Annotated in this window: 17 protein-coding genes; 8 read left to right on the top strand and 9 right to left on the bottom strand. The window is 69.7% G+C overall.

All coding sequences use genetic code 11. From position 1 onward, the window contains the following. The 4 genes from VJN29_RS19595 to VJN29_RS19610 all read right to left on the bottom strand — a co-directional run. Positions 1–363, bottom strand: a 363-nt coding sequence (locus VJN29_RS19595) for a hypothetical protein (protein ID WP_324145321.1), incomplete at its 3' end; no start/stop codon positions are given. Between the two features lie 712 nt (positions 364–1,075). Then, complete coding sequence (locus VJN29_RS19600) at positions 1,076–1,261, bottom strand: hypothetical protein (protein WP_324145322.1); 186 nt, start codon at positions 1,259–1,261, stop codon at positions 1,076–1,078. A 112-nt stretch (positions 1,262–1,373) separates the two neighbouring features. Beyond that, on the bottom strand, positions 1,374–1,730 hold the full coding sequence (locus VJN29_RS19605; RefSeq protein ID WP_324145323.1) for a YciI family protein: 357 nt from the start codon (positions 1,728–1,730) through the stop codon (positions 1,374–1,376). A 264-nt stretch (positions 1,731–1,994) separates the two neighbouring features. Beyond that, complete coding sequence (locus VJN29_RS19610; RefSeq protein WP_324145324.1) at positions 1,995–2,930, bottom strand: NAD(P)-dependent oxidoreductase; 936 nt, start codon at positions 2,928–2,930, stop codon at positions 1,995–1,997. A 166-nt stretch (positions 2,931–3,096) separates the two neighbouring features. On the opposite strand from VJN29_RS19610, the gene VJN29_RS19615 reads away from it, so the two are divergent. After that, the gene (locus VJN29_RS19615) at positions 3,097–3,738 is read left to right on the top strand and encodes a hypothetical protein (protein ID WP_324145325.1); all 642 of its coding nucleotides are present in this window, start codon (positions 3,097–3,099) and stop codon (positions 3,736–3,738) included. Positions 3,739–4,061: 323 nt separating this feature from the next. Then, complete coding sequence (locus VJN29_RS19620; RefSeq protein ID WP_324145326.1) at positions 4,062–6,794, top strand: ricin-type beta-trefoil lectin domain protein; 2,733 nt, start codon at positions 4,062–4,064, stop codon at positions 6,792–6,794. A gap of 25 nt (positions 6,795–6,819) precedes the next feature. Here the strand turns inward: VJN29_RS19620 and VJN29_RS19625 are convergent, their stop codons facing one another. Beyond that, positions 6,820–7,599, bottom strand: coding sequence for a M15 family metallopeptidase (locus VJN29_RS19625; RefSeq protein WP_324145327.1), 780 nt, complete (start codon positions 7,597–7,599; stop codon positions 6,820–6,822). Between the two features lie 164 nt (positions 7,600–7,763). Here VJN29_RS19625 and VJN29_RS19630 point away from each other — a divergent pair, with 164 nt between their 5' ends. From VJN29_RS19630 to VJN29_RS19645, 4 genes are all read left to right on the top strand, one after another. Beyond that, positions 7,764–8,684 carry an SDR family NAD(P)-dependent oxidoreductase gene (locus tag VJN29_RS19630; RefSeq protein ID WP_324145328.1) on the top strand — a complete coding sequence of 307 codons (921 nt, stop codon included), beginning with the start codon at positions 7,764–7,766 and terminating at the stop codon, positions 8,682–8,684. Positions 8,685–8,888: 204 nt separating this feature from the next. Then, positions 8,889–9,668, top strand: a complete 780-nt coding sequence (locus VJN29_RS19635) for an ABC transporter ATP-binding protein (RefSeq protein ID WP_324145329.1) — start codon at positions 8,889–8,891, stop codon at positions 9,666–9,668. Beyond that, the gene (locus tag VJN29_RS19640; protein WP_324145330.1) at positions 9,665–10,426 is read left to right on the top strand and encodes an ABC transporter permease; all 762 of its coding nucleotides are present in this window, start codon (positions 9,665–9,667) and stop codon (positions 10,424–10,426) included. Before VJN29_RS19635 ends, VJN29_RS19640 begins: the two co-directional genes overlap by 4 nt. 39 nt (positions 10,427–10,465) lie before the next feature. Further along, the gene (locus VJN29_RS19645; protein WP_324145331.1) at positions 10,466–11,239 is read left to right on the top strand and encodes a MerR family transcriptional regulator; all 774 of its coding nucleotides are present in this window, start codon (positions 10,466–10,468) and stop codon (positions 11,237–11,239) included. Between the two features lie 320 nt (positions 11,240–11,559). Here the strand turns inward: VJN29_RS19645 and VJN29_RS19650 are convergent, their stop codons facing one another. The 3 genes from VJN29_RS19650 to VJN29_RS19660 all read right to left on the bottom strand — a co-directional run bounded on the left by VJN29_RS19650 (position 11,560) and on the right by VJN29_RS19660 (position 14,214). After that, on the bottom strand, positions 11,560–12,756 hold the full coding sequence (locus VJN29_RS19650; protein ID WP_324145332.1) for a cytochrome P450: 1,197 nt from the start codon (positions 12,754–12,756) through the stop codon (positions 11,560–11,562). Between the two features lie 64 nt (positions 12,757–12,820). Continuing rightward, positions 12,821–14,023 carry an NAD(P)/FAD-dependent oxidoreductase gene (locus tag VJN29_RS19655; protein WP_324145333.1) on the bottom strand — a complete coding sequence of 401 codons (1,203 nt, stop codon included), beginning with the start codon at positions 14,021–14,023 and terminating at the stop codon, positions 12,821–12,823. Positions 14,024–14,025: 2 nt separating this feature from the next. Next, positions 14,026–14,214: a ferredoxin gene (locus tag VJN29_RS19660; protein ID WP_324145334.1), complete on the bottom strand. Its 189-nt coding sequence runs from the start codon at positions 14,212–14,214 to the stop codon at positions 14,026–14,028. Positions 14,215–14,311: 97 nt separating this feature from the next. On the opposite strand from VJN29_RS19660, the gene VJN29_RS19665 reads away from it, so the two are divergent. Both VJN29_RS19665 and mmuM read left to right on the top strand, forming a co-directional pair. After that, entirely contained in the window at positions 14,312–15,262 is a 951-nt protein-coding gene (locus VJN29_RS19665) for a LysR family transcriptional regulator (RefSeq protein ID WP_324145335.1), read from the top strand. A gap of 217 nt (positions 15,263–15,479) precedes the next feature. Continuing rightward, on the top strand, positions 15,480–16,406 hold the full coding sequence (gene mmuM / locus VJN29_RS19670; protein ID WP_324145336.1) for a homocysteine S-methyltransferase: 927 nt from the start codon (positions 15,480–15,482) through the stop codon (positions 16,404–16,406). Positions 16,407–16,556: 150 nt separating this feature from the next. Here mmuM and VJN29_RS19675 read toward each other — a convergent pair whose 3' ends face one another. Then, entirely contained in the window at positions 16,557–17,822 is a 1,266-nt protein-coding gene (locus VJN29_RS19675) for a GNAT family N-acetyltransferase (RefSeq protein ID WP_324145337.1), read from the bottom strand. Between the last annotated feature and the right edge of the window lie 18 nt (positions 17,823–17,840).

Raw genomic sequence — 17,840 nt, forward strand, 5'->3', positions numbered from 1 at the left:
CGTGGTCGGTGTCTCCACGCAGACCCAGATCACGTAGTTGGAGACATCCTGCGTGAGCGTGATCGTGCCCGTGTACGGAGGTCCAGTTGGGCTGAAGTCCGCGGAGACGAACTCCGCCTTCGAGCCGGACTTCACGGTGACCTTGTCGATCGGGCTCTGCGCCTCGAATTCGATCGTGGACCCCAGGTCTCCCTCGACCTTCGGCAGTGGCATCGGGTCGTCGCAGGAGACTTCCGGATTATCCACAGTGAGAACTAGATCCGGGTTCCCTTGGTTCGGGTCGTCCTGGGCAAAGGCCGGGGCTGCAAGCAGTCCCAGGGCCAAGCCGCCGCCAGCAACGACGGACAGCACCTTCGCGTGCATGAGTTGCCTCCTCCTACCCCGCTGACACGGGGTTCCCGTGTTCGGTTGTCCACCGCGAGCCGCGACTGCAGCTCAGCACCATGCGCTTCTGGTCGACGACTGACCCTATCGCCGCCCAGCCGTGAATGTGGGGCTTTTGCGCATCCGGCACGAAAGCCCCAGAGCCGCCTTTTGCGGCCTGAGACCTGCCACGTGGGCACAGACACGGCGCCGGTCCGGCCACTCCAGGGCCAGGCATAGTCGTCATTGGGCACAGCACTTCGTCAGGCGTCCCCGCCTCGGCGAGGACACCTTGCAAATCCCGTTACCCCGACAGGCGCGTTCATGCGGGTCAAAAAAATCCGGAAGGACTACGGAACGGAGGCGAGCGTGGGCTTGCGCTGGAAGGGAAGTCAGCGGCATACGTGCATGTCGTATGCCGCTGAGCCGGCTTCCCTGCGGGAGCGCGGTCACGCGGTGGCTGGGCAGCAGCTGCGTCGGGCGTCCACCTGTGGCGCTGGCGCGCCCGGAGACGCCTCGTTTCACGCCACGTCGGCCCGCAGCAGGTGCGTCGGTGCGGTCACCCCTTGAGTTCCACCGGGCCGGTGTCTCCGAGCATGATCCCGTTCTCGTGCGAAGCGTCTGCAACCGCTTGGCTGACCGGGGCCTCGCCGGGCCGCGCGTAGTCTGCGATGCGAGCGCTGAGGTCCGCGGTCTGGCCGAAATAGTCACCCTACTGAAAGAGCACCGGCCATGAGTGCAGCCCCACGTGCGCGGGTGGCAGCCCGGCAAGCGCCAGGTCGGCCGCCGCCTCATCACCGCGTTCCTGGGTCAGCCGCGGGTAGCCGGTGATGTCGAGGAAACAGATGGCCGGTGGTCGCTCGAGCCGGCTGTGGATTCCCGCCTTCGCCAGCAACATCTCGCAGGCCTCGATCAAGCTGGCGGTCCCGGCGGCATCCGTATCCCATTCATCCCCAGATCAGCCCGGATCGCGGCAGATGAGTGCGCTTCCATGGGTGCTGAAGACGGAGTCACTCGGCCTGGGGCTGGGTTCCGAACCGGCGCACCTCCTGGGGCCATCCACATCCCTGCGCGAGCCGTCCGGCCCACATCCTGGCGGCCTCGTCGTCGGCCACGTCCACCACCGCGAACCCGCCCAGGAACTCCTTGGTCTCGACATAGGGTCCGTCGGTCATGACGACCTTGCCACTGGTGGGGTCGGCGCTGTGGACCGGGCCGTCCTCCTCCAGCCCCCCGGCGAACACGTACACGCCGGCAGCCCTCATCTCGTCCACGACCGCCATGGCCAGCGGTCCGCGGCTGCGGAACCACTCCTCGGTGTGCTCGCCCACCCACTGCTGGTTGAAGTAGATGAGGTACTCGGCCATGACTGCTCCTCCTGCTCTGGCGGACCCGGTGGACCGCGTTCACCTACCCCACGAACGGCGACAGCCGAATGCGACACCCGTTGTAGCGGGCAGTTGACACCGATTCTGCCGCGGCAACCGAGGGCCCTCGAAGGTTAGTGCGAGCCGCTGAGGACGTCACGCTCCTCGACGAGGGTGGGCAGCCACGCGCCGGTCTTCACGCACTACGTTCATTCCGGCATCGCTGCCTCTGATATCGCAGCCGACCACCCGTTCAGACTCCTGTCAGGCCGCCTCGGCCCTTTCCAGCTCGGCCTTGAAGCCCTGGCGCCATGACGGATAGCGCAGCTGCCAACCCAGCACCCTTTTGGCCTTGGCATTCGAGAACGCCCGCCCCTCGGTCATCATGATGATCGCGACTGATCCGGCGAGTGGTCGGGCGAGCCACACCGGCAGCCGCATCGGTGGCTTGGCTCCGACCGCGTCGGCCAGATAGGGCAACCACTGGTTGACGGGCGCCGGTTCGTCGTCCGCGATGTTGAACACTCCGGTGGCCCGTTGCTCCACCGCCAGCACGGTGGCGCTCGCAGCGTCGTCGAGGTGAATCCACGACGTGTAGCCCGTCCCGCCGCCGACGAGCGGGAACTGGCGCTTGCGGACCGGCGTGACAAGCCCGTCCATGGCACCAGGACCGTAGAACCAGCCGTAGCGCAGGGCCGCGCCGCCGACGGAGACGACGCGTTCCTCGACGTGCCTCATGGCCATGGACCCGACGTGCGCGGGAGTTCCCTCGGCCAGATCCGTCGGCTCTTCCTCGGTCTTGACCCAGCCGCCGCGGCGGATCCCGTTCCAGCTGCCATAGCTCTGCGCCACGACGTGGGGCACCCCGGTCGCCTCTGCGGCGGCGAGCAGATGCTCCGTGCCCTCGGTGCGCAGCCGGTTGGTCACGGCAAACCACTTGTCCATGTGCTTGAGGTCCGCCTTCGGGGCGATGGATGTCATCTGGTGGACGATCACGTCGGGCTGCGCCGACGCCACCGCCTCCCCCACCGACACCGCATCGAGCCCGTCCATGACGACGCCCTTGGCCCCGAGCGCCGCGAGCAGCTCCAGCTTGGTGTCGCTCGTCGTCGTCGCGGTCACCTCATGGCCCCGCGCCACCAGCTGCGGCACCAGCCGCCGGCCGAGCACCCCGCTGCCACCCGCCACGAAAACCCTCATCGGTCGCTGCCTTCCTGTCTGGCCCGAACTTCTCTGACAGACATATGACGAGATAGGCGCAGCGCTTGTGACATCGGCGGGGCAGCCGGCAGCGCATGTGACGATGGCAAGCTCACTCCCGAGGGGATGCCGGCTCGCCCCTTCGGGGTGATGTACTGCACGGACCATGGACGACAGCAGCTTCGGCCAGGCAGTCCAGGACCTCGTCTCCCGCGACGCGGACCTCGCACGCATCGTGCACGAGCACGGTCGTCCGGTGCTGTGGACCCGCCCACCGGGCTTCCCGGCGCTCGTCCTGTTCATCCTCGAGCAGCAGGTGAGCCTCGCCTCCGCGGCGGCCGCGTACTCGCGTCTCGCCGAACGCCTCGGCGGCATGTCACCCGAGCTGCTCGCGGAGGCCACGCCGGAGGTCCTCCGCGCCAGCGGTGTCTCGCGCCAGAAGGACCGCTACCTGCGGGCGCTCTCCGCCGCCGTGCTGGACGGCACGCTCGACCTCGACGGCCTGGCGGAGCTCCCCGACGACGAAGTGCACCGGGCCCTGGTCGCCCTGCCCGGCATCGGACCGTGGACCGCGGACGTCTACCTCCTGGCCTGCCTCGGGCGGCCCGATCTCTGGCCCACCGGAGACCGGGCGTTGCAGGTCGCTGCGGCCGAGGCGCTCGGACTCGCCGCAGTGCCGGATCCGGCATCACTCACCGTCCTCGGCGAGCGCTGGCGGCCGCTGCGCTCGACGGCGGCCCGGTTGCTCTGGCACGGCTACCTGTCGCGCCGGGGCCGCGTGGAGACCCGGCCCGACCTGCTCTCCTGAGCACTCGGGTGGCCGCATTGGACTGCGCCACAGACGAACTGAGCCGTATGCCGCTGAGCCGGCTCAGCGGCATACGGCTCGTCGGTCTTGGGCTGCTCCCCGCCGAGCCCCGCTCAGACGGCGCGTGATCGCTGCGGCTCACCCGCCGAGGCGACCGCCCCCCGCAGGTCGTGGACGCCCAAGGCGGTGCTCTGGACCCGGCGCGGAGCAGGCGGGCCCGCCCCTCGTGATGTCAGCGTTTCGAGGACACGGGGTGCGCGCATGCCTACCGTTGGCGTCATCGGGGATGTTCAGCGCTGCACCCACTCACCCAAGGGGTCGTCATGAGCAGTTCCCGCTCTCGCCGAAGCCGTCGTGAGGCCCTCACGGCCCTCATCGGCTCGCTCGCACTCGTGCTGGGGTTTGGCATGGCCGCCGCCTCAGCCCCGGCTCACGCCGACCCCGCCGAGGCTCATGCGGCAGCAGACACCAGCGGGCACCAAGCCGCGCACGACCACGGAAGCGCCCACGCCGCTGACGACCCCGGAAGGGCGCATGCCGAGGACGACCTCGTCGGGGTCTCCGTGGACGAGCTCGAGAAGTCGGCGGACCCGAAGGTCGGCAAGCGACCGGCCACGGGACCGGCCGCGAGCAAAGCGGCTGCCGCGGAGCTCGCCGGCCCAGAGGTCAGTGGCACGTGGGGCCCGATCCTGCCGGCGGCGGTCGTCCCGGTGTTCACGGCGCTCCTGCCCAACGGCAAGATCCTCATGTGGGACTCCGTCGGCGACGCTCCGACCGAGAGCTTCCCGGACCACACCTTCACCCGGGCGGCCGTTTTCGACCCGGCGACCGGAACGTCGACCCGGATCGACGTCGCGGGCTCGAACATCTTCTGCGCCGGCTTCGTCCAGCTCGCCGACGGTCGGATCTTCGTGGCTGGCGGCAACAAGGACTCCAGCCTCAACGGCATCCGGCTGACCCACATCTTCGACTGGAACACGATGGCGTGGACCCGAGGGCCGGACATGACGGGCGAGCGCTGGTACCCCTCGGTCGCCGCCCTCATGGATGGTCAGGCCCTGATCGTCGGCGGCGGGCCGACGCTGGCCGAGATCCGACGCACGGACGGCAGCATCGGCCAGCTGCCCGGCATCACCGCGGCGTCCGGCCGGGTCTACCCATGGATCCAGTCGAGCCCCGACACCCGCGTCCTGTACTCCGGCCCGGACAACAGCATCCGCCGATTCTCCTGGTGGGGAACCGGTGCGCAGGAGACAGCCCTCGCCCGCGACGGCATCGGTCGCAGCTACGGCAGCTACGCGACCTACGGCCCCGGACTGACGATCGTCGCAGGCGGCGGCTCGCAGAGCGTCGGCGGTGTCAACGTGCCGTACGCATCGGCAAGCATCATCGACACCCGGTCGGGCGGCCTGCAGGTAACGGCCGCAGCCTCGATGCTCAACCGACGGCGTCAGCACAACATGACCCTCCTCGCCGACGGGTCGGTCCTCGCCACGGGCGGCATGTACGAGACGGGTGACGGTCTCATCAACCTCGGCAAGGCGGTCTTCGCCGCGGAGCGGTGGGATCCCGCGACGAACACCTGGACCGAGCTGGCCAGCGCGAGCGTCGTGCGGCAGTACCACGCCACGACCCTCCTCCTGCCAGACGGTCGAGTCCTCGACGGCGGCGGCGGGATCTGCGGCTCGTGCCATGCACAGGGTTACCTCGAGAAGAACATGCAGGTCTTCACACCGCCCTACCTCTATGCGCGGGACGGCAGTGGCAACCTGGCCACCCGCCCATCGGTCTCGCTCTCCCAGACAACGGTCGCACTCGACGGCACCTTCACCGTCAGCAGCCCCGACGCGGCCCGTATCGCCAAGGTCGGGCTCGTGCGCCTCGGTGCGCCGACCCACTCGCAGGACCAGAGCCAGCGGTACGTCCCGCTCAGCTTCACCGCAGGCACGGGAGGCCTGACGGTCGCGGCCCCGGCCAACCCTGCCGAGGCACCGCCGGGCTACTACATGCTCTTCGCGGTCGACTCCGACGGCGTCCCGGCCATCGCCCCGATCATCAAGGTGACCAGCCCCGAACGCGGATCGGCAACAAGCGCTGGAGCCCGAAACGGCAGCCCGGCCGCCGTCGCCTACCGGGATGCGAGCCGCACCGGCACGCAGCAGCCGTTCGAACCGGGCACCTGGCAGACCTCCAGGGGCAGCCTCGGCCTCATCGGCAACGACATGATGAGCTCGATCGACGTGGCGAACGGATGGCAGGCCACGATCTGCACAGATGACCTCCTCGTCGGGTGCACGGATCTGGGGCCGGGCATCCACAACGCGCTGCCCGCCGGCTATGACAACTCGGTGAGCTCGCTCCGAATCACCCCGAAGGACGCCACCAACACGGCGCCGGTCGCGGTCGCGACGGCCACCCCCACAAGTGGCACCGCACCGCTCACTGTGCAGTTCAGCGGGGCAGGTTCGAGCGACCCTGACGGCACCCTCCTCACCTATGCCTGGGACCTGGACGGCGACGCGGCCTTCGATGACTCGACCAGCGTCTCGCCGTCGTTCACCTACCTCACGGCGGGCACCGTCACCGCGGCGCTGCGGGTCTCGGACGGCCAGCTGACGGCGCTCGACTCGGTGACTGTCACTGTCACGCCGGGCGCCCCGACCGACCCGGTTGGGCAGATCGTCGGCGCAGGTAGCGGCAAGTGCCTCGACATCAACCCGAACAAGAAGGACAAGACGGTGGTCTCCGTCTGGACCTGCTCCGGGTCGGCTGACCAGCAGTGGACGCTCGAGGGGAATGGCACCATCGTCAACTCGCTGAGCCACACCTGCTTGTCGCTGCGCGGCGGCACCCTCACCAGCGGCACGGTGGTCGAGGTGGCCACCTGCACCGGAGCATCCGTCCAGCAGTGGACCGCCACCCAGGCCGGGGAACTGAGGAATGTCGCATCGGCCCGCTGCCTCGACGTCACTGGACGGCGAATCGGCAATGGCTCCACGGCTGTCATCACCAACTGTGTCGCGGGCACACACCAGATCTGGAGGCTTCCAGCCTGACGAGAGACCACGGGGGCCGGAGAGTTCAGGGTCTGGGCCTGCTGGGGTACCCCGTGTCCCAGTGCATGGCATCGCGGCTGCGAGACAGCCCAGACCACGACCACCCCAGCTCCGTGAAGACCTTGTGAACGGTCCCGCCGGGCACGATGAGCCCGAACCTCTCGTTGGCCGCCGTGCGCCGCGACCCGGTCCAGTACCCATCCGGCTCCCAGGCCCCGGTCCGGGGCTGGATCCACGGGTTCTCCCGAGGGTTGATGTCGATGGCGCGTCCGTTGGCGTGCGGAGAGGCCTCCGCGGGGGCATTTGCCTCCGCGGGCTTCCGGCAGTTGAATGCGGTCGTGTTGTCCGCACGCCCGCTCTCGCCGTCCCAGCCGCCGTAGTTCTCGATCGGCACGGCCTGCCGGATCGGGAAGCGTTGGGCCGCCAGGGAGTTGAACGCCTGAACCACGTCGAGCGCGACATCCAGGTTCACCGTGACGGTGCCTCGGTGGTACGTGCCGTCCATCCCGAAGTGCGGCACGGACACGTTCGTCAGCCCGGCGCGGCCCACCGGACACCCCGGCCGCCACGTCCCTGTTGCCGTGATCCTGGCCCACTGGGCGTCCGAGATCGGGTACGCGTAGGCCGGCTCGAACGCAGCCGCCTCCTCCGGCGCGGGAGCATCCGCCGACGGCACCTCCACCGTGGCCGTGGTCGCGGCCGGTGTGGGAGTGCTGGTGCGCCCATGGGGCCCGGACGCGGCGCCAAGCGTTGCCAGGGTGATGAGGACACCCCCAGCTCCCAATGCCAACCGCGTCCCTGTCATGACGACTCCTCCCGGTCCAATTATCGTCACCACGAGAGACGAGTCCCAACGTCTGGCGGTTCGCTGCCTGCACGGGCGGGGTGGCCGGTGTCCCATGGGCGCACGCTGAAGCCGAGCTGGGTATGGCTCAGGATGTGATCCATCGGCACCCTTGGAGGTACGACGTGCGAGCCCTCTCCCTGCATCGACGCGGCGAGTCTGCCCCGACCCCGAGCTGCTCCACGGTCCTCATCACCGGGGCGTCAAGCGGCATCGGCCGGGCCACCGCCCTGCGCCTGTCCCGTCCCGGGATGGGAATCGCCCTGGTCTCGCGCTCGGAGGAGACGTTGCGGCTCGTGCAGGAGCAGTGCCGGTCGCGTGGTGCCGACACCTGCGTCGTGGTGGCAGACGTCGCCGACGCCGAAGCGGTCGAACGTGCCTTCCGTCAGGCATCGACCGCGCTGGGGCCGCTGGACGCGGTGGTCCACTCCGCCGCCGCACTCGCCTACGGACGCTTCGAAGACGTGCCGGCCGAGGTCTTCGACCGAGCCCTTGACACGACGTTGGGCGGCACCGTCAATGTCTCACGAAGCGCGCTGGCCCACTTCCGCGCCAACGGGGGCTGCGGGAGCCTCGTCCTGCTCGGGTCGCTCCTGGGGAAGATCGCCACGCCGTACATGAGCTCGTACGTCACCGCCAAGTGGGCGGTGCATGGCCTTGCTCGGGCTCTGCAGATCGAGGCACGGGGCTCGCCGGGGATCTCCGTCAGCCTGGTCACGCCCGGCTCGGTCGACACACCGGTCTACCGCCAAGCCGGGACGTACGTCGGCGTGAACGGTCGGCCGCCACCACCGGTGACAACCCCTGAACGGGTCGCCGAAGCGGTCGCCGCGGCCCTGGACCGTCCCGTTCGCGACCGGGACGTGGGGGTCTCGAATCCGTTCGTGGTCTTCGCGTTCCGGGCGATGCCCGGCCTCTTCGATGTCCTCGTGCGGCCGCTCATGCGACTCTCCGGCCTCTCCCGCAATCCCGTCGGGCCGACTCCTGGAAACGTCCTGGAACCCGTGCCGTCTGGCGAGGACGTGCGGGGCGGCTGGCTCAGCTGAACGACGGGCAGGTCCTCGAACGGAGCAACGACACGCCGGCGGCACGCTGGCAGGTCACCTTCGCGCGGGGCCGGCTCAGCGGCATACGGCCGTATGCCGCTCAGCTCGCTCGCGAGCGCGCGTGACCACCCGTCTCGGCTGGCTGGGACGTGTCTTCGGATATCGCTTGACCATGACGCAGGGTCAACGTTGCACGCTCGTCTCATGACCACGAAACCAGCCATCGAGATCGTCGGACTGACCAAGTCCTACGCGGACAACGCGGTGCTCCGGGGCGTTGACCTGAGCGTGCCCCCGGGCTCCATCTTCGCGCTGCTCGGCTCCAACGGCGCCGGCAAGACGACGACGGTGAAGATCCTGTCCACCCTGCTCAAGGCGGACGGCGGGACCGCCTCGGTCAACGGTCATGACGTCGCCACCCACCCGGCGGAGGTCCGCGAGTCCATCAGCCTCACCGGGCAGTTCGCCGCCGTCGACGAGATCCTCACCGGGAGGGAGAACCTCGTCCTCGTCGCCCAGCTGCGACGGCTCGAGGATCCGGGTCGGATCGCGGACGAGCTGCTCGCCCGGTTCGCGCTGACCGACGCGGCCGGGCGGAGGGTGGGCATCTACTCCGGTGGCATGCGGCGTCGCCTCGACATCGCGATGAGCCTCATCGGCAGCCCACCCGTGCTCTTCCTCGACGAGCCCACGACGGGGCTCGACCCGCAGTCGCGCAACGAGGTCTGGAAGACCATCCGGGAGCTGGCGGGCCAGGGCGCCACCGTGCTGCTCACCACGCAGTACCTGGAGGAGGCCGAGCACCTCGCCGACCGGATCGCGATCCTGCACGAGGGCCGGATCATCGCGAACGGCACCTTGGCCGAGCTCAAGCAGCTGCTCCCGCCGGCCACGGTCGAGTACGTCGAGAAGCAGCCGACCCTCGAAGAGGTCTTCCTCGCGATCGTCGGCGAACCCCACCATCGAGAGAGGACCGACGCATGACCACCCACGCACTGAACGACACCACGGTGCTGACGAGGAGGTCCCTGCGCCACATCCTGCGCAGCCCTGACACGATCATCACCACCGCCATCACGCCGATCGCCATGCTCCTGCTGTTCGTCTACGTCTTCGGCGGGGCGATCAATGTCGGCGGCGGCAACTACGTCAACTACCTGCTGCCCGGGATCCTGCTCATCACCGTCGCCTCGGGCATCGCCTACACCGCCTTCCGGATCTTCACCGATGTCTCGACTGGCGTCTTCGAACGGTTCCAGTCGATGCCGATCGCCCGGTCCGCCCTGCTGTGGGCCCACGTCCTGACCTCGGTCGTGGCGAACCTCGTCTCGCTCGCGCTGGTCATACTGGTCGCCCTGGCGATGGGCTTCCGCTCCAGCGCCGGACTGCTCGCGTGGCTCGAGGTCGTCGGGATCCTCGTCCTCTTCACGCTGGCGCTGACCTGGCTGGCCGTGATCCCGGGGCTGACCGCGAAGTCGGTCGACGGGGTCAGCGGGTTCTCCTACCCGTTGATCTTCCTGCCGTTCATCAGCGCGGCCTTCGTGCCGACGGAAGGCATGCCCGGTCCGGTGCGCTGGTTCGCCGAGCACCAGCCGGTCACCCCGATCGTCAACACCCTGCGCAACCTCTACGCCGATCAGCCGGTCGGAAACGACGGCTGGGTCGCCCTCGGCTGGTGCGTCGGCCTGCTGGCCGTGGCCTACGCCCTCGCGATCCGCACCTACCGCACCAAGATCGCCTGACACCACCGACGACCTGCGTCGAGGTCCGAGAATGGGACCATGCTGACGATCAGCCAGCTCGCGTCGTATGCGGGCGTGACGGTGCGTGCGGTCCGCCACTACCACGCCAAGGGACTGTTGCCTGAGCCCGAGCGGGACCAGTCCGGCTACCGGCGCTACGACGCGGCCGCGGTGGTCGAGCTCGTCAAGATCCGCACCCTGGCCGACGCGGGCGTGCCGCTGTCGCGGGTGCGCGAGCTGCTGGCGGCTGGTGAGCAGGACTTCGCGTCGGCGGTCGAGGACATCGACCGCCGCCTGCGCGCCGAGATCCGAGAACGCCAGCGCACCCGGGAACGCATCGCGCAGCTCGCCTCAGGCGACAGTCTTGCCCTGCCGCCTGAGGCGGTCGCCTACCTCGACCGGATGCGCGAGCTCGGATTCCATGAGCGGCTGGTCGAGATCGAGCGCGACAGCTGGATCCTCATCGCGGCCAAGATGCCTGAGGAGGTGCCCGCCCTCATGGCGATCAAGCGGGTGCAGATCGAGAACGAGGGGCTCCGTCGGCTGTATCTCGACATCGGGGACCTCGTCGACTGCGGGCCGGACGATCCGCGGCTGCCGGCGCTCGCCGACCGCGTCGCCGCGTTCATCGAGGCGGCGGCGACCGAGTTCGAGGGGGTGGAGGATGTCGCCCCAGTCAGCGACGACCTGGTTGCCCTGCTCGACGCGGCGTTCATCGACTCCTTCCCGGGCGCGCAGCGCATGCTGTCGTTGCTCGAGGAGCGCGGCTGGACGGGCTGGACGAACATCAGTCGCCTGGAACCCGCGGGGTGACCTGGGAACCCCTTGACCTGCTCGGCCGTCACGGCCGGCGGGATGCTGCCCGTCCGCGCCTGATCGAGAGAACAGCTTTGGGACCGGATCCTGTTCTCTCGATCGGGGTGGAGCGGCAGGCAGACCCCTACCACCTCGGCCTCAGCAGGACCGGCAGCGAGGGCTGCTACTCCTACCGTTGAGCGACCAATGGGCGGGTGGCTCCTGCAGAGGCCACCTGCGAGCGGGCGCGCGCTCAGCGGCATACGTCTCATGGCGTATGCCGCTGGGCTCGGTGCCGCGCGTCGGGCGCGGTCCCAGCCCAGCGGCCCACGAGATGATCAGGCGGGCTCGACGATCGTCACCGGCAGCGTGTCCAGGCTCCGCATCATGTTGCTGATGTTGCGCGTCGACGGGCCGACCTCGTACCGCTTGACATGCTTGACCAGCGCGTTCAGCACCGCGTGGATCTCGAGCCGGGCCAGTCCCTGGCCCGCGCAACCGTGCACACCGTAGCCGAAGGACAGGTGGTCGAGCGGGTTGCGGCGCACGAGGAAGCTGTCCGGGTCCTCGTAGTGACGGGGGTCGCGGTTGCCGGAGCCGAAGAGGACCGCGACCTGCTCGCCGGCGGGGATGACCGTGCCGTCGACGTCGACGTCCTCCTTGACGAGGCGCCCGAAAGCGTGCACCGGGCCCTCGTAGCGCAGGACCTCGTTGAGCGCCGACGGAATGAGGGAGGGGTCCTCGCGCAGCAGTTCGTACTGGTCGGGGTGGGCACCAAGGTGTGCCAGGGCGTTGCCGAGCGTGGCGATCGTCGAGTCCACACCGGCGGCGACGTACTGGTGGATGATGTGGCCGCAGCTCTCCATCGGGATGTCGCCGCGCTCGGCCGCGGCGAAGATCGCCCGGCCCATGCTGCCCTCGGTCAGGTCGCTCGCCTGCACGGTGGTGGCCCACTGGAACAGCTCGCCTGCGATCGGGAAGTTGTCGATGGTGCGCTGGTTCATCGGGCCGAGCACGTTGAAGGCCGCCTCGCCCCACCGCAGGATGTTGGCCCGGACCTCGCCCTGGACCCCGATCATGTCGGCGACGACGAGGATGGGGAACGCCCGGGCGAGATCATCGATCCCGTCGAAGCTGCCACGTTCGACGAGGCCGGCAACCATCCGGTCGGCCTTCTCGTCGATCTCGGCCTTGAGGGAGCGCAGCGCCCGGGGCGACAGGTTCTCGGTCAGCGCCGCGCGCAGGCGGGCGTGGTCCGGCGGGTCGGTGGTGAGGCTGGTGCCCTCGAGCGCGTGGTTCATGTCGTCGTTGAACGCGACCTTGTTGGACGAGAACGTTGCCGGGTCGCCGAGGGCGTCACGGATCGCGTCGTAGCGGGTCAGCGCCCACGCCCGGTTGGTCTCCAGGTAGACCACCGAGGCGGTCTCACGGAGCTCGGCGAACGCGGGGTAGGGGTCGATCAGCACCTCGTCGGAGAACAGGTCAATGGCTGATCTCGCCGGGGCCGTCTCGGTGGTGGCGGGCGTAGCGGTCATGTCGGTACCTCGGTGGTGGGTTCGGTTCAGGGTGGGAGTGGTCGGGATGGAAGGGTCCGGGCGTTCAGACGGCGACGCGATCGGGCGCCGCCGCCGGGTAGGCCAGGCGGCGCAGCCGTGGGACGGGGATGCGGTAGTTGACGGCCACGGCAGCGCCTGGTCCGTCGGGGATGTCCGGAGCCCAACGGAGCAGGGCCGAGCCGGCGCTGAGGTCGCCGTCGACCACCTCAGGTGACCCGACGGGCGGCAGCTGGCCGCTGGCCTTGAGGTTGAGACCCCACTGCTCGGTCCAGAAGTACGGACGGAAGTCGAGCTCGGGCGCTGAGCCGCCGAGCAGCAGGGCCGGCGCAGCGACCTTGGCCTGGTCGATGGCCGCCGTCCACAACGGCACACGCATGGTGCCGCGACCGGTAGGGAACGTCGCCACGTCGCCAGCGGCGACCACGTCCGGCCGGGCCCACCCTCCGACGAGGACCCTGCCGCGCGAGTCGACCTCGAGCCGGCCGTCGGTCAGCAACCCGCTCGTGGCGAGGAACTCGAGGTTGGGCAGGTCTCCGGCGGCCGTGATCACCACGTCGCCCTCGACGACCGAGCCGTCGTCCAGCACGACCTGGGACTGCAGCCCGCTGCCACGGATCTGCGCACATGGTGCCGGCACGAGGCGCAGGCCACGCTCGAGGGCGGCCGTCACCAGGAGCTCCGAGAGGTCGGGGCCAAGGTGCCGCAGCAGGGGCGGCTCCTCCGAGACGAGGGTGACGGTGCAGCCCGCCTTCACCGCGCCAGAGGCGATCTCCATCCCCAGCGGGCCACCGCCGACCACGATCACCGACGGGCGCCCCTCCAGCCGACGGCGCAGCAACCGGACGTCGTCGAGGCCGCGCAGCGTCAGCTCCTCTGGCTTCTCCGGGCCTGCCGCCAGACCGGGCGGCACGAGCCTGCGGGCCCGCGAGCCAGTGGCGACGACAAGGCCGTCCCACGGCAGCTCCTCGCCGTCGTCGAGTCGCACGAGGGAGCGGTCGAGGTCGACGTGGACCGCCCGCCTCCCGAGCAGCTCGGCGGCCCCGTGGGTGGACGGCGGGAGCGACAGTGCGGTGAGGTCGTCGTCGAGGAGAGCAGCCTTGGACAGCGCGGGTCGGCTGTACGGCGCGTGGGGCTCGTCGCCGATGATGGTGAGCTCGCCGTCGAACCCGTTGTCCCGCAAGGACTCCGCGGCAGTGAGTGCGGCGATGCCGTGGCCGAGCACGACGATCCGCTGGGGGCGCGCCATGGTCACTCCAGACGCAGGGCGGCGACGGGGCACACGCGGACAGCGGCTCTGGCGGCGTCCAGGTCCTGGTCGTCGATCTGCTCGACGTCGAGGACGAGATCGCCCTCGTCGTCCAGGTGCATCAGCGTCGGCGCGGCCTCCTCGCAGAGGCCGTGGCCCTCGCAGCGTGGTTGGTCGAGGATCAACTGCATGGGCGCTCTCCACTACATCGTGTCGGGTCACTTGACGGCGTATCAAGTGTGGGTAGACGGAGCGCTCGTCGTCCAATACATGTTTAGCATGGTCTACATGTCTGAGATTCATACCAAGGGCGCGCGAAAGCGCGGCGGCGGAGCCGAGGACGCCGAGCTGGCCCGGCTCGCGGCGATTGACCTCAACCTGCTCGTTCCACTGCTCGCCCTCCTCGAGGAGCGGTCGGTGACCCGAGCCGCGGCGCGCGTGGGCATGACGCAGCCGGCGATGAGCCACGCGTTACGGAGGATGCGGCGGCTCCTCGGTGACGAGCTGCTCCTGCGGCAGGGGGCGAGCATGGCGCTGACTCCCCGCGGGATCGAGCTCGTCGCACCGCTGCGGCGGACGCTGCGGCAGGCGGTCCAGGTGGTGCGCCCGACCCCCTTCGACCCGGCCATTGATCGGCGTCCGATCACGCTGGCGATGACGAGCAGCACCGCCTCCGTCCTCGGTGGTGAGATCGCCCAGCTGCTGGCCGAGCGTGCGCCCCGGGTCGTGCTGCGACTGCGCACGATGCCAGTGCTCTCGGTGTCGGACTCGGTCTTCACCCAGGAGGGCATCGACGCCATCCTCCTGTCGGAGGTCTTCACCGCACCCTTCGCCCGCGAGCGCCTCTACGACGACCGGTGGGTCGTCGTGACCCGGCCGGACGTGCCCGACCTTCCCGTCGCCGAGCTGCTCGAAACCCTCCCGCACGTCGTTCTCGAGTACTCCACTTTCCGCACCCGCCCCTACGAGATCCTCGAGGAGCGGGGGGTGCGCTACACCGTCCGTGCCCGGGTCTCGGACACGCTGCTCATCCCGCACGTCATCGCGGCCGCCGGTGGCGTGGGGTTCCAACGGAACTCGGTCGTGACCGCACTGCGGCACCTCGACCTTCGCACCCATGAGTTCCCTTTCCCGATCGGCGGGTTGGGGATGGACGTGATCTGGAACCCGTGGCTGGCGGACGACGAGCTGCGCACGTGGCTGGGTGGGCTGCTGCGAGAGGCCGCTCCCCATCGCTGAGTGACTCAGCCCCTGCAACACACCCGCTCACCGCGAGCCACACCCTCCACTGGCACTGGGACCCGCCGCCTACTCCTGAGCCAGGCAGCCCAACGTCGAGAAGGACTCAGCCACAAGCCGAGCGAGGCGTATGCCGCTGAGCCGGCCCAGCGGCATACGGCCACGCGTGTCTCCTCCCGTCCTTCAAGCGTCAGGCTCGGCGATGGATCATGAGGGGATGGCCAGCAGGCAGCCAGCGCCCACACCGGTCGTCGTGCTCGACGGTGGGCTCTCCACAGCACTCGAGCAGCAGGGCGCTGACCTCGGCGGCGACCTCTGGACGGCGCGCCTCCTGGTCGACGATCCGCAGCGCATCGCCGCGGCTCATCGCGCGTACTTCTTGGCGGGGGCGCAGGTGGCGACGACGGCCAGCTACCAGGCCAGCGTCGAGGGCCTCGTCGCCGCGGGTTGCTCCGAAGCCGAGGCACGTCGGCTCATCACCCGCAGCGTCACTCTCGCGCAGGAGGTGCGCGACGAGTTCGCCGACACCGGGTCCCGTCGACTCGTCGCTGCGTCCGTCGGACCCTACGGCGCCTTCCTCGCCGACGGCTCGGAGTATCGAGGCAACTACGGCGTCCCCCGGACGCGTCTGCGCGACTTCCACCGACGGCGGCTCGACCTGCTCGCCAGCGCGCAACCCGACCTCATCGCCGTCGAGACGATCCCCGACGTCGTCGAGGCGGAGGTCTTGGTCGAGCTGCTCGACGAGCTCGACGTCCCGGCATGGTTCAGCTACTCGGTGCGCGGCACCACGACCGGTGCGGGCCAGCCGCTCGATGCAGCGTATGCCGCCCTCGCCGGCTCCCGCTCGATCGTGTTCGCGGGCGTCAACTGCTCCGCGCAGCACGACGTGCTCGGCGCCATCCAGGCGGCCGTGGCGGCGACAGGAAGACCCGCCGTCGCCTATCCCAACCGGGGCGGCGGGTGGGAAGGACCTGCTCGGCAATGGGTCCACGGCGACCCGATCGACCTCGACCTCGTCGAGTCGTGGGTTGCCGCCGGCGCGCACTGTGTCGGCGGCTGCTGTGGCACTGGCCCGGCAGACATCGCGGTGCTGGCCACCCGGGTGGCCCAACTGGCACAACCGGCCCGACCAATCGAGTGAACAGCTTTCGGCCACGACTGTTCACTTGCCTGGCGGGGCAAGCCGAGCCGCACTCAGCAACATGCCAACCGAGGGGTATGCCGCTGAGCCGGCCCAGCGGCATACGGCAGAGTCGGTTCCCTCCCGCAGTCACTGACGAGCGGGACGTCGTCAGAAGGGAACCGCAGCGGCGGGTACGGTCTCGGTGCGCAGGGCGCGCCACAGCTCGGCGGTCGCACCGCGCCGGCGTTCCGCCACGAGGCCGGCGCGCTGCATCGCGACGAGGTTGGCGCCGCCGAGGTATGCGGCGCCGAGGGCACCGACCGGCAGGTGCAGGTCGGCCTCGGCGGTGGTGCGCTCGACAGTGGCCTGGTCATCCTCGCTGGCGCGAATGCGCCAGGTCCCTTGGTTCCACGGGGCATTGGCGTCCTCGACCTCGACCACGACGTCGCACGGCGCTCGCCATGTCCGGTCCTGCAGCGCCTCGGGCAGGTCGACGAGTCGGACCCACAGACCGTCGTAGGTCTCGACATCGGAGGTCGCCCTCGGCCCGCCGACCCAGTGGAGCAAGGGGTCGTCGACCCCGACGGTGCGCACCTTGACCGTCCCCATCAGGTCGAAGTCGACCAGCCGTCGGAGCAGGGCCAGCTGAGCGGCGGCGTCACCGACCACTGCCCACACGTCGAGGTCGCCCGCCGGCCGGGCCTTGTCCCACTTGTGGCTGCGGCGGAACATGGCGAACCCGACGTCGGTCCCGTCCCGCCGGGCGAACAGAACCCGCCGCGGCTCCTGGTCCCGCAGCTGCTCCGGCGGCAGGTTGCAGATCCGTGCGTAGTAGCCTGCGTCGCCGACCACCGAGCCCAGGTCGGCATGGGCCAGATGGCATTCGCGCATCCGCTTGGAGACGTTCGGATCCGCGGCTGTCGCCAGCTGCGTGGTGACCTCGGCAGCCGCGTCCTCCAGGTGCGGTGCCGTCAGCGTCGTGCCACGTCCCAGGGTGACGTGCAGCTCCGTCGATGCCAGGCCATAGCCGAACCGGCCGTAGATCGTCGGTTCGCTGGCGTGGAGGGCAGAGACGCGAGTGCCCCGGTCCTCGTGAACCCGCTCGAGGTGGTCCCGGACCATCGCGGTGAGCACGCCCTTGCGCCGATGATCGGGATGGACACCAACCCAGGTCAGGCCGGCACAGGCAACCGATCGGGTGCTCACCTCCGGCCCGGGTATCGCGAGGGTCAGCGGAAAGACACCGTAGATCCCGGCATAGCTGCCCGGCTCCGCGCCATCGACCTCCGCCGCGAACCGCTGGCTCTCGGGCAGGCCGACGAGCTGCTCCTCCGCGGTGCGGTCCGGTATCTCGTCGAACCAGACGGTGTGATCGGTCGCCAGGTAGGAGTCGGCGTCCATCGCCCGCCCGACGCGGGTCACGTGCTCAGTCATGGCACCCAGCAAAACGCC

The sequence above is a fragment of the Intrasporangium sp. genome, assembly GCF_035280925.1.
Classification (GTDB): Bacteria; Actinomycetota; Actinomycetes; order Actinomycetales; family Dermatophilaceae; genus Intrasporangium.

Coding starts and splice junctions, on each gene's coding strand:
- VJN29_RS19625 (WP_324145327.1), bottom strand. CDS start 7,599: ATGACAGGGACGCGGTTGGCATTGGGAGCTGGGGGTGTCCTCATCACC.
- VJN29_RS19615 (WP_324145325.1), top strand. CDS start 3,097: ATGGACGACAGCAGCTTCGGCCAGGCAGTCCAGGACCTCGTCTCCCGC.
- VJN29_RS19620 (WP_324145326.1), top strand. CDS start 4,062: ATGAGCAGTTCCCGCTCTCGCCGAAGCCGTCGTGAGGCCCTCACGGCC.
- VJN29_RS19640 (WP_324145330.1), top strand. CDS start 9,665: ATGACCACCCACGCACTGAACGACACCACGGTGCTGACGAGGAGGTCC.
- VJN29_RS19645 (WP_324145331.1), top strand. CDS start 10,466: ATGCTGACGATCAGCCAGCTCGCGTCGTATGCGGGCGTGACGGTGCGT.
- VJN29_RS19650 (WP_324145332.1), bottom strand. CDS start 12,756: ATGACCGCTACGCCCGCCACCACCGAGACGGCCCCGGCGAGATCAGCC.
- VJN29_RS19665 (WP_324145335.1), top strand. CDS start 14,312: ATGTCTGAGATTCATACCAAGGGCGCGCGAAAGCGCGGCGGCGGAGCC.
- mmuM (WP_324145336.1), top strand. CDS start 15,480: ATGGCCAGCAGGCAGCCAGCGCCCACACCGGTCGTCGTGCTCGACGGT.
- VJN29_RS19600 (WP_324145322.1), bottom strand. CDS start 1,261: ATGTTGCTGGCGAAGGCGGGAATCCACAGCCGGCTCGAGCGACCACCG.
- VJN29_RS19675 (WP_324145337.1), bottom strand. CDS start 17,822: ATGACTGAGCACGTGACCCGCGTCGGGCGGGCGATGGACGCCGACTCC.
- VJN29_RS19610 (WP_324145324.1), bottom strand. CDS start 2,930: ATGAGGGTTTTCGTGGCGGGTGGCAGCGGGGTGCTCGGCCGGCGGCTG.
- VJN29_RS19605 (WP_324145323.1), bottom strand. CDS start 1,730: ATGGCCGAGTACCTCATCTACTTCAACCAGCAGTGGGTGGGCGAGCAC.
- VJN29_RS19660 (WP_324145334.1), bottom strand. CDS start 14,214: ATGCAGTTGATCCTCGACCAACCACGCTGCGAGGGCCACGGCCTCTGC.
- VJN29_RS19655 (WP_324145333.1), bottom strand. CDS start 14,023: ATGGCGCGCCCCCAGCGGATCGTCGTGCTCGGCCACGGCATCGCCGCA.
- VJN29_RS19635 (WP_324145329.1), top strand. CDS start 8,889: ATGACCACGAAACCAGCCATCGAGATCGTCGGACTGACCAAGTCCTAC.